General features: G+C 45.1%; 15 protein-coding genes. 5 read left to right on the top strand and 10 right to left on the bottom strand.

The genetic code is table 11. The annotated features are described in order from the left end of the window. Window positions 1-22 precede the first annotated feature (22 nt). On the bottom strand, window positions 23-541 hold the full coding sequence (locus JMF81_RS07625) for a CarD family transcriptional regulator (RefSeq protein WP_201310859.1): 519 nt from the start codon (window positions 539-541) through the stop codon (window positions 23-25). A gap of 254 nt (window positions 542-795) precedes the next feature. Then, window positions 796-1,317: an energy coupling factor transporter S component ThiW gene (gene thiW, locus JMF81_RS07620; protein ID WP_201310858.1), complete on the bottom strand. Its 522-nt coding sequence runs from the start codon at window positions 1,315-1,317 to the stop codon at window positions 796-798. A 185-nt stretch (window positions 1,318-1,502) separates the two neighbouring features. On the opposite strand from thiW, the gene JMF81_RS07615 reads away from it, so the two are divergent. The 4 genes from JMF81_RS07615 to JMF81_RS07600 are packed head-to-tail and all read left to right on the top strand — an operon-like array spanning window position 1,503 to window position 4,516. Next, complete coding sequence (locus JMF81_RS07615) at window positions 1,503-2,633, top strand: helix-turn-helix domain-containing protein (RefSeq protein WP_201310857.1); 1,131 nt, start codon at window positions 1,503-1,505, stop codon at window positions 2,631-2,633. Beyond that, on the top strand, window positions 2,626-2,829 hold the full coding sequence (locus JMF81_RS07610) for a PLDc N-terminal domain-containing protein (protein ID WP_201310856.1): 204 nt from the start codon (window positions 2,626-2,628) through the stop codon (window positions 2,827-2,829). The genes JMF81_RS07615 and JMF81_RS07610 overlap by 8 nt, the downstream gene beginning before the upstream one ends. Then, complete coding sequence (locus JMF81_RS07605) at window positions 2,829-3,746, top strand: ABC transporter ATP-binding protein (RefSeq protein ID WP_201310855.1); 918 nt, start codon at window positions 2,829-2,831, stop codon at window positions 3,744-3,746. The genes JMF81_RS07610 and JMF81_RS07605 overlap by 1 nt, the downstream gene beginning before the upstream one ends. Then, complete coding sequence (locus JMF81_RS07600) at window positions 3,743-4,516, top strand: ABC transporter permease subunit (RefSeq protein WP_201310854.1); 774 nt, start codon at window positions 3,743-3,745, stop codon at window positions 4,514-4,516. Before JMF81_RS07605 ends, JMF81_RS07600 begins: the two co-directional genes overlap by 4 nt. Window positions 4,517-4,596: 80 nt before the next feature. Here the strand turns inward: JMF81_RS07600 and JMF81_RS07595 are convergent, their stop codons facing one another. After that, complete coding sequence (locus JMF81_RS07595) at window positions 4,597-5,433, bottom strand: MBL fold metallo-hydrolase (protein ID WP_243282580.1); 837 nt, start codon at window positions 5,431-5,433, stop codon at window positions 4,597-4,599. A gap of 143 nt (window positions 5,434-5,576) precedes the next feature. Here JMF81_RS07595 and JMF81_RS07590 point away from each other — a divergent pair, with 143 nt between their 5' ends. Then, entirely contained in the window at window positions 5,577-5,819 is a 243-nt protein-coding gene (locus JMF81_RS07590) for a hypothetical protein (protein ID WP_201310853.1), read from the top strand. A gap of 11 nt (window positions 5,820-5,830) precedes the next feature. Here the strand turns inward: JMF81_RS07590 and JMF81_RS07585 are convergent, their stop codons facing one another. The 7 genes from JMF81_RS07585 to JMF81_RS07555 form a co-directional block, all read right to left on the bottom strand. Continuing rightward, the gene (locus tag JMF81_RS07585; protein ID WP_201310852.1) at window positions 5,831-6,601 is read right to left on the bottom strand and encodes a Cof-type HAD-IIB family hydrolase; all 771 of its coding nucleotides are present in this window, start codon (window positions 6,599-6,601) and stop codon (window positions 5,831-5,833) included. Window positions 6,602-6,671: 70 nt separating this feature from the next. Next, window positions 6,672-8,402, bottom strand: coding sequence for an ABC transporter ATP-binding protein (locus tag JMF81_RS07580; protein ID WP_201310851.1), 1,731 nt, complete (start codon window positions 8,400-8,402; stop codon window positions 6,672-6,674). A 2-nt stretch (window positions 8,403-8,404) separates the two neighbouring features. Further along, complete coding sequence (locus tag JMF81_RS07575; RefSeq protein ID WP_201310850.1) at window positions 8,405-10,147, bottom strand: ABC transporter ATP-binding protein; 1,743 nt, start codon at window positions 10,145-10,147, stop codon at window positions 8,405-8,407. Window positions 10,148-10,298: 151 nt separating this feature from the next. Then, window positions 10,299-11,276 carry a helix-turn-helix transcriptional regulator gene (locus tag JMF81_RS07570; RefSeq protein WP_201310849.1) on the bottom strand — a complete coding sequence of 326 codons (978 nt, stop codon included), beginning with the start codon at window positions 11,274-11,276 and terminating at the stop codon, window positions 10,299-10,301. Between the two features lie 9 nt (window positions 11,277-11,285). Beyond that, window positions 11,286-11,675, bottom strand: coding sequence for a metal-dependent transcriptional regulator (locus JMF81_RS07565; protein WP_201310848.1), 390 nt, complete (start codon window positions 11,673-11,675; stop codon window positions 11,286-11,288). Between the two features lie 129 nt (window positions 11,676-11,804). Continuing rightward, window positions 11,805-13,547 carry an ABC transporter ATP-binding protein gene (locus JMF81_RS07560; RefSeq protein ID WP_201310847.1) on the bottom strand — a complete coding sequence of 581 codons (1,743 nt, stop codon included), beginning with the start codon at window positions 13,545-13,547 and terminating at the stop codon, window positions 11,805-11,807. Continuing rightward, complete coding sequence (locus JMF81_RS07555) at window positions 13,544-15,286, bottom strand: ABC transporter ATP-binding protein (protein ID WP_201310846.1); 1,743 nt, start codon at window positions 15,284-15,286, stop codon at window positions 13,544-13,546. The genes JMF81_RS07560 and JMF81_RS07555 overlap by 4 nt, the downstream gene beginning before the upstream one ends. Between the last annotated feature and the right edge of the window lie 42 nt (window positions 15,287-15,328).

The raw sequence follows: 15,328 nt of genomic DNA, 5'->3' as shown, positions 1-15,328 counted from the left end.
TTAGCACAAAAGCCCCTGTCCGTCAAGAAAGCTGGTGAGCCGGTGAAGAAATCCTGTCATAGATGTAACGGCTGATTTTTTCTTTGGATGTTCCAAGAGAAAACGCCAGTTCCTGGATCAGGTTATCTTCTGCGATCCGCAGATATCGTTCATCGGTTGTCGGAAAGTTTTTCCCGTGAGCCAGACGATCCATTTTTTTATGATGCAGCATTTTGATCAGACCCATCATCTCTCTGCAGTCACAGCCTCTGATACATTTTTTATAGCTGTCCTCACGAAACTTCTGGACCGGAACTTTAAAGTCTTCCAGATCTTCCATACTCTCCAAAAGCTCTTTTGCCTTTAAAGGAGGAATGATGTTCCTCATGACTGTACGTTTATTATCTACCGGTGTGAAGACCTCACTTCCATTTTTCTGATACGGCTGGAGGATATAATATAGTTTATCATCGGGAATTCCATCCATATGCATCGTCGTCACGTCTAAAACTTCACAAACCCCAGTGCTTCCATAAACAATGTAGTCACCTTTTTTAAACATTCTTTTCCTTCCTTTCTTTGTCACAGTTTTTTCCTTATAATATAAGTTTACCAGAAATTTTCACAATTTTCTAATGTTTTTCTAAAAAAACAGATTTTTTAGTTAATTTAACAAAGAAATTCCGGCACTTTTCCTTAATTTTTTGTATGTATAAACTATTTCATAGAGTCAATAGAATGTCTGTCAATATCAAGTATCGAAAAAAAGAAGCCAAATGCCTGCACTCCATAAAGTACAGGCATTCCAAAAATCCTTTATTTATTTTTTTCGTTCTCTCCCAAAGCACTTCGAATCACATTTACAGCTTTTGACCGGTACAAAACTCCTAAAATCACTGCCGCCATAACCGTTCCGCAGACTGTGCTCATTAAGAATGGAACGACGAAGGTAAATAAGGCCGCCTCCTGTCCCATCAGCAGTGTCGCTACCGGATAACAGAGCATGCCGCCGATGATACCGGTCCCAATGACTTCTCCAAAATAGGTCGGTATCAGCCGTTTTGTATAGGAAAATACCATTCCGCACAGAAATGCTCCCGCCATGCTTCCAGGGAAGGCCAGAAGGCTTCCGGTTCCCAGCAGATTCCGGATCAGGGATGTACAAAACGCCATGATCACACCATACAAAGGTCCGAGAAAAACGGCGGAAATCACATTAACCAGATGCTGAATTGGAAAACATCTGGAGGCCCCAATCGGAATAGAAAACGCGGATAAGACAACTGATACAGCTACCAGCATAGCCGCCACCGTCAATTTACGTACATTATAATTCATTTTTCTTCTACTCTCCTTTCTGACATTTCCATTGTAGCACAACCTGTGAATTTTTCCATAAGATTCCTGCTTTAGATCTTTTGTTTCCTGTCCGTTGATTTTTCCGGGAAAAATATCGTTTCCCTCGATTGTTTCCTGCTCTTTCTAAAGATATGATAGAGATAAGAAAAAAGGAGGTACTGCTTATGGACTTTTTACATTTTTCAGAAAATCTTGTCCGTCTGCGGCGTGAAAAGAAACTGACCCAGGAACAGCTGGCAGACTTTATCGGAGTTACTAAGGCCGCCATTTCCAAATGGGAAACAAAACAAAGCCTTCCGGATCTGTTGATCCTCCCCAAATTGTCATCCTTCTTCGATATTTCAATTGATGCTCTTCTGGGATATCAGCCGCAGCTGTCCAGGGAAGAAATCCGCAGAATTTACCACACTCTGGCGGGTGATTTCTCTGAAAGACCTTTTGATGACGTCATGGAGGAAAGCCGGAAACTGGTCAAAAAATATTATTCCTGTTATCGCTTTCTCTTACAGATTGCCATTCTTTGGATCAATCACTTTATGCTGGCTCAGGATAAAATCAAGCAGCAGAAGATTCTTACCGATGCCTCAGACCTCTGTCATCGTATTATTTCTGACTGCGGCGAAACAGGCCTGTGCAATGATGCTCTCTGTCTGAAGGCCTCCATCTGCCTTTTACAAAACGCGCCGGCGCAGACAATTGAAATTATGAAAGATCTTGCCGATCCATGCAGCATGCTGTCACAGGCTGACAGTATCCTGATCAAGGCTTACTGGGCTGCCGGCAGAAAAGACGAGGCGGATTCTTTTGTACAGATCAGCACATTTCTTCATCTGCTTTCCCTTGTGGATCATGCGGCTTCTCATCTTGCCATCCGCGGGGATGATCCGGCATTTTGCAGAGAAACCATAAGCCGAACAAAGAAACTGATCGACATTTACCGGCTGGACGCCCTGCATCCCGGCTCTGTGATTGCCTTTGAGCTTCAGGCTGCCATGACATACGCCCAGAATGGCAGCACAAAAGACGCCCTGGAGATGCTTCTGCGGTATACCGATCATCTGAAATATCTTATGGAGGATGAATATCTGAAACTTCACGGAGATTCCTATTTTACCAGACTGGAACCATGGTTTGAGCAGCTTGATCTGGGGAGTTCCGCTCCAAGAGATAAAAAAGTCATCATGGAAAGCGCGGTTTGTATTCTGGATCATCCGGCTTTTCAGAATCTGCAGGATGAACCGGAATATCAGAAAGCCAGGAAACTAATTACCATGATTGGAGGTTCTTATGAGTGAAATTCAGGAGTTTTTTCCTTTCCTTATCCCATTGATCCTGCTGCAGCTGTCTTTGTTTCTATCTGCGCTGTATCATATTCTGACCCATGACTCCTACCGCCGGGGCACCCGGGGTCTGTGGCTCATTGTTATCATAGCTGGCATGGAATTCATCGGTCCCATCCTCTACTTTCTGTTTGGAAAGGAGGAATCCTGATGGAAGCATTGTGTCTGTCCCATGTATCAAAATCCTTCGGCAGAAAGAAAGTGCTCCAGGATCTTTCTTTTTCCGTTCCGGAACACTCGGTGTTTGGATTTATCGGAAAAAACGGCGCCGGAAAAACAACTGCCATGCGGCTGATCTGCGGACTGCTCAAAGCTGATGCAGGTGACATTACTGTTTACGGCAGCTCAGTCAAGAAGGAACCTGTAAAAGCATCCTGCTGCATTGGATACCTTCCGGATGTTCCTCAGTTTTATGACGATATGACGCCTTATGAGTATCTTACTCTGTGCGGAAAAATCAGCCGTATCCCAAAATCCGTCCTGGACTCCCGGGTCACACAGCTGCTGCAGACAGTGCACCTTACGCCCGGTCCTCACCGGATCAAAGGATTCTCCCGGGGCATGAAACAGCGCCTTGGAATCGCTCAGGCGCTTCTTCACCGGCCAAAGCTTCTGATCTGCGACGAACCGACTTCGGCCCTCGATCCGTCCGGGCGAAAAGAGATTCTGGATATTTTATCTTCCGCCAGAAAGGAAACGACGATTTTATTTTCCACCCATATATTATCTGACGTGGAGCGGATCTGTGACCAGACCGCGCTCCTGCATCAGGGCGGCATCGCCTTTTTAAAAACCCGGGAAGAGCTCCGGTCTCTGCGGCATGAGGCAGATGTGGAAATCTGTTTTCACACACCGGAAGATCTTGCAGAATTTCACAGGATTGTTCCGGAAGGCAGAATCAGCGGCTCTCTCAGCCTGAAAATTTCCCGCCACCGGGAACATGACATGCTTTTTCTCATGGAACAGCTGGTCCGGCATCAGATCAGCGTGGAAAAAATAGAACGAATCAGGCCTTCTCTGGAAGACTTATTTCTTAAAACAACAGGAAATGAAGGTGATGTTTCATGATACAATGGACTGCATTTTTGAAAAAAGAATGGATAGAATTTACACGGAGCAAGAGGGTATGGATCGTTCTGGCTGTCTGCATTTTCTTTGGCATTATGAATCCGGCCATCGCTAAACTGACTCCGTGGATGCTGGAATATTTCTCAGACAGTTTTTCTGAAATGGGAATCGTTGCAGGGCAGGTACAGATCGATGCTCTGACATCCTGGGCTCAGTTTGACAAAAATTATTCACTTCTTCTGATTCTGATTTTGCTGCTTCTAAGCAATCTCCTGACAGAAGAATACCAAAAAGGTACGCTGATTCCGATTATCACGAGAGGAATGAGCCGATGGAAGGTTCTGACGGTAAAGTCTGCCATGGCAGCCGCTGTCTGGACCGCCGGCTACTGGCTGTGCGTTCTGATTACTTACGGATATAACGAATACTTTTGGGGCAACCAGACTGCAGATCATCTCTTTTTATACTGCGGATGTCTGTATCTTGCCGGTCTCTGGATGACCATCGCCCTAATCTCCGCATCCGCTTATTTTTCTTCTTCGACAGGAGTCATTTTATGTTCTATCCTGGAGTTTGCTCTCTCTTATTGTATTGGGATGACAGACGCCGCCGGCAGGTATGTTCCCACTCATCTGCTGAACGCCTCCCTGCTTCTATCTGGAAACGCCGAAATATCCGACTACGCTGCATCCGCTCTCGTCACGGGAATCATTGCCGCGGTTCATCTGGCTTTGGCAGTTTTTATATTCCAGAGAAAAAATTTATGCTGACAACAGATTGGACAGGGAAAGTTTCCCTGTCCACCTTAATACCTCGTTCATCTCGCGGCACTGCCCCTCGATGAACGTTTTTATTTGCAATTCTGCCATTGGATTTCCTGCCCGCACCGGATATATTCAATCTGATTTCCCATAACCTTTCTCATCCGCTCAAAGGGAATCTCTCCGGTACAGTGGCCTGTAAAGAACTGGCATGGAAGTTTCTTCAGTTCTTTTGCGATCTGGTCGATCGTTTCCAGATCTTCATCATTGTATCCCTGCTTTTTCATCATATGAAATCCGCTGACTACGGCATCCGGACACCCGCCAAACCGTTCTTTATAGGCGTCCAGAATGTTCAGAATACCATTATGGGCACAGCCGGATATCAGAACGTTCTTTCCGCTGTCATGAATGACCAGATACTGCTCATGGGAGAAATCATCCTGTCTCATGCTTTCCTCTTCTTTGCAGGTCAACTCTTTATTTCCCTGAGGCCAGAGACGCCGGCCGGTTACATTCGTAAACAATGACAATTCCTCATCTATCCTGCAGTCCCCGGACACCCGGATCAGCTGCGGCAGGTTCTCAATGTCCGGATCCAGTCCGATATAGTGAGCCCCGTTGGGCTTCTCATGATAAAATTTCCCGAACGCATTTTCCCGGATATAGATACGTGCATCCGGATTCATACGGGCAAAAGCCGGTATCCCGCCTCCGTGGTCGTAGTGGCCGTGGCTGATTACAACGGTATCCACCTGTTTCAGATCAATTCCCAATTTCCCGGCGTTTTCCAGCGTCTTTTCCGATGCTCCCGTATCCGCCAGAAGCTTATGCCCGGACGTTTCCACATAAAAAGAAAGGCCGTGCTCATAAAGACAGCCATCGGTTCCGCAGGTATCTTCCATTAAATTTACGATTCTGATCATAGCTGTTTCTCCTGTTTTTCTTTCATTATATCAAATAGGAGCGGATACCGCAAAATCACACGATTTCCTTTTGTTTGACGCATTCCGCTGAATCTGATATTATAAGTTAGAAAATACTAACCAGAAGAAGAAAGGAGCCGCCCATGCATTTAAGCCAGATCAAAATACTTCAGAAATTGAGATCTTCTCTGAAAACATTTCATGTCACCCATCCAAAATTTCATCTTTTTCTGCAAACCATTCTCAAAGAAAAAGCCCTCCAGGATGGCAGTGTTGTAAAAATCAATGTCACTTCTCCGGACGGCAAAGAATATATCTGTAAGATGAAATTAAACGAAAATGACCTGGATCTGCTCCAGTGTCTGGAAGAATTGACCAAGGAATAGGTTTCCGGCTTTTATATGAGGCCAAAATGACAGCAGGCATTCCACACGCCATCCTGATCTGCCGGACCGGTCACATAATCCGCATTTTTCTTCAGCGCCTCTCCTGCATCTCCCATGGCGACTCCCGTTCCGGCACAGGAAAGCATTTCCATATCATTTTCTCCGTCTCCAAATGCCATAATCTCATTTTCCGTAATATGATAATGACTGAGCATCTGCCGGATGCCTCGTACCTTGCTGCCGCCTTTTGCAATGACATCCACAGCATTGGGATTCCAGGAAGTAATCCGGCATTCATCAACTTCTTTTCTCAATCTGGAAACTTCCTCTTCCCTGGCATATACGACAAACTGATAAATTTTCCCTCCTTCATATCTGCCTGTCTCCGGCACCGGCGTATGAATCTCCTTCTGTGCCTTCTCTACAAGATCATTTACCATATTGATATACATCCGGTCCTTTTCTATGATCATCACCGGGAGTTCTTTTTCCTGAAAGATCCGAAGCATTGTCTCTGCGTCCGGGCCGCTGATCTCATAATCTGAAATAATGCGGCCGTCTTTATCTGTGCAGAGCTGTCCGTTTAACAACACATATCCATCGAAAGGAATCTCCTCCAGCGGCAGATCCTCTATTTCAAGCATATGTCTTCCGGTGGCGGCGAAAATCAAAATTCCGTTCTCTTTCAGACGTCGTATGGCTTTCATCGTGCTTTCCGGCACCTCAGGCTTTGTTTCGGGAAGCAGGGTCCCATCAATATCGAAAAAAACTGCTCGAATCATGGCTTTCTCCTTTTGGATTTCTCTTTGATGGTTCCCATTATATCATCTTCCCTCTTAAAAACATACTGTTTTATGCCAGCCGGCTTCTTTTCCGGACATACTGCCGGTAAATTCCGTCTTCCATTATCAGCTGTTCATGAGTTCCCCGCTGAACAATCTGTCCCTGGGAAATAACCAGAATCTGATCTGCCGCCCTGATGGTATTGAGCCTGTGGGCAATGACCAGAAGAGTTTTCCCTTTCACCAGCTCAGAAATTGCTTCCTGAATATACCGCTCATTATCCACATCCACACTGGCTGTGGCTTCATCCAGGATAATCAATGGTGCATCTTTTAAGATACACCGGGCAATGGAAATTCTCTGTTTTTCACCTCCCGATAAAGTTGCTCCGCCTTCCCCAATCACTGTGTCAAACCCATTTGGAAGATCCATGATAAAATCATAACACCGGGCCTTTTTTGCCGCTTCATAGACTTCCTCCCTGGATGCGTCCGGTTTTCCCATGCTGATATTTTCATAGACCGTATCCTGAAACAGATAGACCCTTTGAAATACCATGCTGATCTGATCCATCAGGGAAGCCAGGGAAAGGTCTTTTATATTTTTTCCCCGGATCAGAATCTTTCCCTGATCCGTATCCCAGAACCGGGCAATCAAACTGGCAATGGTAGATTTTCCTCCGCCGGATGGACCGACAAGCGCAGTCATTGTGTGAGGATACATGGAAAAATCCAGCTGACGCAGCACTTCTTTCGTCTCATAAGAAAAAGAAACTTTCTGAAATTCTACTTCCGGCTGATTTTCTTTCGGAGCCGGAATGGGTTCATGCCCTGTATCCGGAAGTTCCTTTTCATCCAAAACCGCCTCAATGCGGTCCAGACAGCTGTTCATGACCGTCAGCCGGCTTCCTTCCCCATACAATGCCTTCAGCGGGCCAAACAAATCAAACAGGAACAGCAGAAGTCCGCACAGATACGGCAGAGAAATCTCTCCCGTCTGCTGCAGCATGACTGAGCAGCCAAAAAGACCGGTCATTCCAATTGCATAAATGATATTCAGCCCTCTCTGCCACGGCGCCATGGCTTTTTCGAACTGCAGATTCTGATCTTTTGATTTTCTAAAATTTTCTGTTAACTCTCTGGATTTATCTCCCAGAAGATTATAGCTTTTTATGATTCCGATTCCTTCCACAAAAGATAACACGGCATCTGTCAGGCTTTCACTTTGTTCCTGTCTTTTTCTGGCTTCTTTTAAGGAAACCTTGTTCATCCGGGAAGCCGCAGCTGCTGCTGTCAGACTTACCAGGATCGTGATCACTCCAAGCCTGATATCGAAAAACAGCATAAATACTGCCAGTATCACTGCTGAAAACAGATAACTCATCATATTGGCCAGTGTGCTCATAACTGTTTCTTCAATAAAAATCATATCCGTACTCAGAACAGAACTTATTTTCCCAATATTGCCTGATGTAAAATATCCCATTGGAAGCCTTCTCAGATGTCTTCCAAGTTCCAGCCGCTTTTTTGCAAACATCATATATCCTGCAGCACTTTGCAGCCTGTCGCTGAAAAACTGACACAGGGTCTCTCCTAAAACAACTGCTGCCATGGCTGCCGCTGTACAGCCGCAGTCTGCCGGTGTCAGTGTCTTATCACAAAATTTTGAAAGTATAAAAAATGCCAGACAAATCGGCATTTTGGCAAGGACTGCCTTTAAAAATGAAAAGACAAACGCCGCCTGTATCCTTCTCTTATAAGATCCGGACAGCTTCAAGATTCTTTGAAACAAATAAATCATAACTATTCCCCCTTTCCACTTTCTACTTTCCAGTTCATGCTTGCAACAGATGCCTTCCACAGCTTCTGATATTCCAGGCAGTCTTTCAGCAGCTGCTCATGAGTTCCTGCAGCCGTAAGCCTTCCATGTTCCATAACACAGATCTTATCTGCGTCCTGAACTGACGGAAGACGATGAGCAATCACAAGAAGAGTCTTGCCTCGGGAGACTTCTTCCATCGCCGCCTCCATTTTTTCTTCGTTATCCGGATCTGTAAATGCCATGGCCTCATCCAGCACAATGATCGGAGCATCTTTCAGGATTGCTCTTGCCAGGGCGATTCTCTGCCGCTGTCCGCCTGACAGCTGTTTTCCGGCGTCTCCTGCCATCGTGTTAATTCCATCCGGCAGTTTTTCAATAAATTCCATACACTGCGCTTTTTCTGCCGCTTCCATAATTTCTTCATCTGTGGCAGAAAGCTTTCCAAGCCGGATATTATCCTTTAAAGACCCGGGAAACAGGTATTGTTCCTGTGCCACATAAGAGATCAGAGAATTCAGGGCTTCGAGGCTCATATCACGGATATCCTGTCCGCCCACTGTTATACTGCCGGACTGAGGATCGTAATAATGTACCAGAAGTTTTGCCAGGGTACTTTTTCCTGAGCCGGATTCTCCCGCCAGAGCTGTCTTTTCTCCCTCTTTTATGGTCAGGCTTACATGATCCGCAGCCGTTTCCTTATCATAGGCAAACACTACGTCCCGAAATTCAACCGTATGATCTTTTCCGCAAAACGCATTCTGAGTCTGACACAAAGGATCTGCATCCATCATCTTTTCCAGGGTTTCAATCTTATAATTGATCTGAGGCAGGGACGGCAGAAAACCAAGTGCTTTCAGCAGCGGAATTCCCATACTGAGAGACAGACACATCACAAGAATCAGATCCGGAAGAGTGCTGTATCCCTTCAGAACAAACCAGGACCCCAGGGGCAGCGTTACCAGAAGAGTGCATGGCAGAATGCTGTTGTAGAGTGCCATCCACGGCCAGCAGGCTTTGTACCAGTCCAGTGTGAAATCGCGATAGGTTTTAATATCTTTTTCAAATCTGCGGTAAGATTCCGCGTCTTTATGAAAAACTTTCACAACCTCCATGCCGTTGATATATTCAATAATCGTATTGTTCATGATCTTTCCTGCCTGATAGTAACTATCCATATCTTTCATCCCAATGGCATACATGACCATCATGGCAGTCAGTCCCACCGGAAGAGAGGCCAGTGTCATCAGCGCAAGTTTCCAGTCGATAAAAAACAGACTGATATAAATAATCACCGGAGCCGCTACATTGCCGGCCCCTTCCGGCAGCGCATGTGCAAGAAGCATTTCCATGCTGTCAATATCATCGACAAACATTCTCTTCAGGCTTCCGGTTCCTTTTTCCTGAATGACCCCAAGAGGAAGTTTTTCCATTTTCTGCTGCAGAGAAATACGCAGCCTCATCAAAATATGATACGCCGCGTCATGAGACATGGATAAGCCTTTTATATAGAGGCAGGCATGACACAGCAGGCAGATTCCGACTCCAATCACCCTTCCTGCGATCATTTCTCTGCTGATTGTCTCTCCCATAACCAGCGGCGTGATCACCTGGTAAACAAAAACAAACGGCAGGATGCTGAAAATAACTGCAGTTAAAATGACGATCCCAGAGGCTATGGTCTTTTTCTTATAAGGTCCTGCATACTCAAATACCTTACGAAACATTGTCCTTTACTCCTTTCTTTTTCTAACTCCTTTTCCTTCCTGATGCGGACTTTTACAGGACAGAAAAAGCACATCAAGTTAGCGCTTTCTAACTCGATGTGCTTATCTTACCTTTTCTTCTGATTTGTTTCTACTAAAATCCGGTTTAATTTTAACACTTTCCGACAGGATAATTTTTGGGAAGAACTCCGTATTTTTTCCGGAATGCCGCAGAAAAATGACTCATATTGGAATATCCGGAACACATTGCCGCTTCACTGACATTCATCTGTCCTTCCTCCAGCAGACTTGCCGCATGATGAAGTCTTTGATCAATCACATATGCATGAAGAGAAGTGCCCGTCAGCTTCTTGAATCCTTTTGTAAGTTTGGAAGGACTGATATGAACTTCCTTTGCCAGCTGACTGATCCCCGGGACAGATGCACTGTCTTTGTCAATCCGGTCTTTGATTTCCAGAAGCATCAAAAGATCCGTTCTGGATAATCCATTCTCTGCTTTTATTCCGTGACACGGCTGCATGAGTGTGTCAAGAAAAACTGTCAGAAGTTCCAGGATCTTGCCTTCCAGGAAAAGAGAAGCAAGCCCATTTTGATACCTGCCCGCATTGTTAACTTCACGAATCATCCGGTACATATCCGGTGTCATTGTCATTTTATGAAATCCGGCAAGGATTCTCTTCATCCGGTCTCCGGCGTCTCTTTCCAGAATATCTCCTACAAGGCCGTCAAAAACATTCACAGGAATCTGGAGGCTTTTAAAGAGCATTTTATGTCCTCCCGGATAATCTCCGATGCTGGACGTCTGAGCATCACGATAAATACAGCATTCTCCAGCCTCCATGGAAACCGGCTGCCTCAGGTGTTCCATTTCCCAGTTCATTCCATGATTCAGAAAGAAAATGAGCTGAATCGTATCCGTATCTGCATTTCCCTTCTTTTCTACATGCATATCTCTCTCCCACCGCATTTCCCAGTCGAACCAGCAAATTCCCTGCCGGGTCTTTTTTTCTTCTGCTTTTACACTTCCAACTTCCAAAGGAATCTGCTTCAGAATATAAGGAAGCGGCTGTTCTTCTGCCTGTTCCAGCAAATGATTTATATAAATTTCCGGTAAATCCTGATACGACATACTTATCCCCTATTCTCTGTGTTCGGAAGAAATCCCATTCTGATCAAAATAATGTTTCAGTACCTGAAAGCTGTCTTCACTTAATACATGCTCCATCCGGCATGCGTCTTTTCTGGCTGTCTCCTGATCCACCCCGAGATTGGCCAAAACTTCTGAAAACAAAACATGTCTCTCATAGACAGATTCCGCAAGGCGCTTCCCTTCTTCTGTAAGTGTAATCACATGATCTTCCCCCATATGGATAAAGCCTCCCTTTTTCAGATTCTTCATCGCAACACACACACTTGCCTTACTGACTTTCAAAGCGTTTGCGATATCAATCGACCGGACCTTTTCTTCTTGTTTCTGCAGAACCAAAATCGCTTCCAGGTAATCTTCCCCTGATTCCAGCAGTTTCATTTCCACGCCTCCTTTCCACTCTATCGGATTCTTTTTCAGATTCCTGATGCCGCTTCGAAAGTTAGTCAAATCTAACCTAATCACATTATACAGGAGATCCACAGGAATTGCACGGAGATTTTTTATCAATTAATCCTCTGCCTTTAATTTCCATCCAGCAGCCTTTTGTCTTCCCTGGATAAAATCAGCATAATATCCTTTCCGCTGTATCAGATCTTCATGGTTTCCCCTCTGTACAATGGATCCCTGGTTCAGAACCAGAATCTGATCAGCATTTCTTACGGTTTTCAGCCGATGGGCAATCATAAGGATCGTCTTGTTTCTGGTCAGTTCCTCCATCGCCTTCTGCAGTCTGTCTTCATTTTCAGGATCGACATTCGCAGTGGCCTCATCAAAAATAATGATCGGCGCGTCTTTTAACATGGCCCGGGCTATGGAAATCCTCTGTTTTTCTCCTCCGGATAAAGAATTTCCGCCTTCTCCGATTACTGTGTCATACCCTTGCGGAAGCTTTATGATGAAATCATGACAGCATGCTTTTTTTGCCGCTTTCACAACTTCCTCATGTGATGCCTCAGGCTTTCCAAATTTAATATTGTTTTCTATAGTGTCTGCAAACAGATACACATTTTGAAATACCATACTAATCTGATCCATCAGAGATTCCAGCGTATAATCCCGGATGTCGATTCCTCCGATCTTGATCACACCGCGGTCTGTGTCCCAGAATCTTGCGATCAGACTGCACATGGTTGTTTTTCCGGATCCGCTGGGGCCGATGACTGCAGTTGTCGTCCTGTCTGGAATACCCACAGAAATGTCATGCAGGATTTCTTTTTTATCATAAGAAAACGATACATGAGAAAAATCGATCGAATGATCCTGCGGTTTTATATTCCGGCCTTCAAGATCCATTTGCGGGATCGCATCGATCTGATTTGCATGTTCAATAGAACTGCCTGCTACTCTCAGGATTGCCATTCCGCTTCCTGCAGATTCAATCTGTCCAAATACCATAAATGACAAAACAATACTCATCAGGGCGTCCGCAGGCCCCATGCTCCCATGAAGATAAAACAAAACCGCAGACATCATGATCATCACGCTGAAGATATGCAGAATCATCTCCTGGACAATATTATATGGCGTAAATAAAGTTTCAATTTCCAGATTGCTTCTGCGGCTGTCTTCCAGAGCATCCCTCAGCTTCTGATCGCCTTTTCCAGTCAAATTGAATGCTTTGATAATGCTCATCCCCTGAATCTGTTCCAGCACGGCTCCAACCAGACGCGCCGCGGCCTCCTGCCGTTTCGGTACAATGCTTCGGGACTTCTTTTCCATCCTGGATGTTGCCATCAGATACAGGAGAATTCCAAGCAGTACCATGCTTCCAATTCTCCAGTCAAACACAAGAACCATAAGAACAAACACGGCAGAATTGATCAAACCTCCGAGAATATTCACTAAAACCATAGGCGCTGTCGTTTCTACGTCCTCCAGCACTGTAGTCGCCACACCGGTAATCTCTCCCAGATTAGCCTCATTAAAATAGCCCATGGGAACACTTTTTAACTTATTTCCAATAAAAATCCGCTTATTTGCCGCCATAAAATATCCCGCATGTGTCTGTTTTAACTGGGTAAAATAATTCATGATTCCTCGTCCCGCAATGCTGGCAAGCAAGATCAGCAGAACTTTCCAGGCGGTATCTATATCATGTTTTCCGCCAGTCAGATCCAGAATCACATAATAAATGGCAGCTGCCTGAAACATATGAAAAACCGCAAACAGGAATCCAAGGGCAATGGACTGATTGATATTCTTCTTTTCCGGTCCGGCAAATTTCCAGATTATTTTTAATGCGCCAATCATAATTTTTCTCCTTCCTTTACTCCAATATGAGCCTTCCACATAGATTCATACAGAGAGCTTTCTTTTAGCAGCTGCTCGTGGGTTCCGCAGGCATCAACTCTGCCATGACGGATGACATAGATTCTGTCTGCGTCTGTAATCGTGGACAGTCTGTGGGCAATCACAATTACGGTTTTGCCCTCCACAAGCCGCGCCACTGCGTTTTGGATGACAGCTTCATTCTCAGGATCGATATACGCGGTAGCCTCATCTAAAATCACGACAGGAGCGTCTTTTAACATGGCCCGGGCAATGGATATTCTCTGTCGTTCCCCTCCTGACAGATGAGCCCCTCCCTCGCCGACTTTTGTATCATATCCTTGTTCCAAAGAACGAATAAACTCATCACATCCGGCAGCCTTTGCTGCCTCCTCAACTTCCTGATCGGATGCTGACATTTTTCCCATCCGTATATTATCCCGGATTGTTTCATCAAACAGATAATTATCCTGAGATACAAATGCTATATGATCATAAATTTCAGACAGCGGAATGTCCTGCAGACTGACGCCTCCGATGGAGATTTTTCCTTTTTTTACATCCCAGAATCCACCAATCAGTTTTGCAATCGTGGATTTTCCGCTTCCACTCGGCCCAACAAACGCTGTCAGCTGTCCCGCTGCGATCCTGAGGCTTACATCATGCAGAACTTCTTCTCCCTCGTGATACCCAAAAGAAACATGATCCGCACAGATGTCAGAATCCGGCCAGGGAACCGGCTGATCCTTATGGATCTGTTCTTCTCCCTTTAAGATCGAATCTACAGAATCCACGATCGTTCCGGCCTTTGCAAGATCATCAATAAAATTCATAGCCGCAATCAGCGGTCCTGCCACACCCAGAGACAATATAATTACGGTAAGAAATGTTTCAGCAGACAGGCTTCCGGTTACATACCATGCCCATCCCGCCGGAAGAATTGTAATTAATGTTGTCGGAAGAACCGCCTTGGCAATGGACATCGGCAGCTGGCAGCTTTTCATCCAGTTGTAATAATAAGACGCATTGGCAAGAATACTGTCAGCATATCTGCCGTAAGAATTCCTGCCCTGATTAAACGCTTTGATTACTTCAATTCCACCGATATATTCCACAATGGCTGCGTTCATTCTCTGGGAAGTTTTCACGGCTCCCTCATATTTTTCTCCATAATCCTTCATAACCGTTCCCATAAAAATCATTCCTGCAGGAATGGACACAAGAGACAGCAGCGCCATTCTCCAGTCCAGAATCAAAAGATAGATCAGAATGAAAACCGGCCCCATAAGATTTGAGGTCATTTCCGGCAGAAGATGGGCAAGCGGCCGTTCCATACTTTCTACCTGATCAACGATGATCTGCTTCATTTTTCCGCTGGATATATCCATGACAGTTCCCAGCGGCATATTGGGAAGTTTTTTCAGAATCTGTTCCCGGATATGCTTTAAAACAGAGAACGTCCCATTATGAGACATGGACAAAGCCAGAGCATAAAATACTGCCCGTGCCGTATAACCTGCAAAAGCCAAAAGACACCATGCTGCATAAAACTGAATTTGACGATTTCCGGAAAAAAGGCCAGAAATCATCCTTGCCGCCGCAAAATAAGGCAGCATACCGCAAATCACACCGAAAACAGCAGATAAAACCGACCGAATCAGCCGTCCATGTTCGCTTTCGGCCAGCTCCCACAGTCTTGCCATCGAACGTTTTGTTTCCATTATCATTCCTCCTTTTGGGTTAGCTTCAGCTAACTAATTGTC

It is taken from the genome of Anaerostipes butyraticus, from assembly GCF_016586355.1.
Classification (GTDB): domain Bacteria; phylum Bacillota; class Clostridia; order Lachnospirales; family Lachnospiraceae; genus Anaerostipes; species Anaerostipes butyraticus.
The sequence above is the reverse complement of the archived record's forward strand: the minus strand, read 5'-3'. Positions and strand labels throughout refer to the sequence as shown.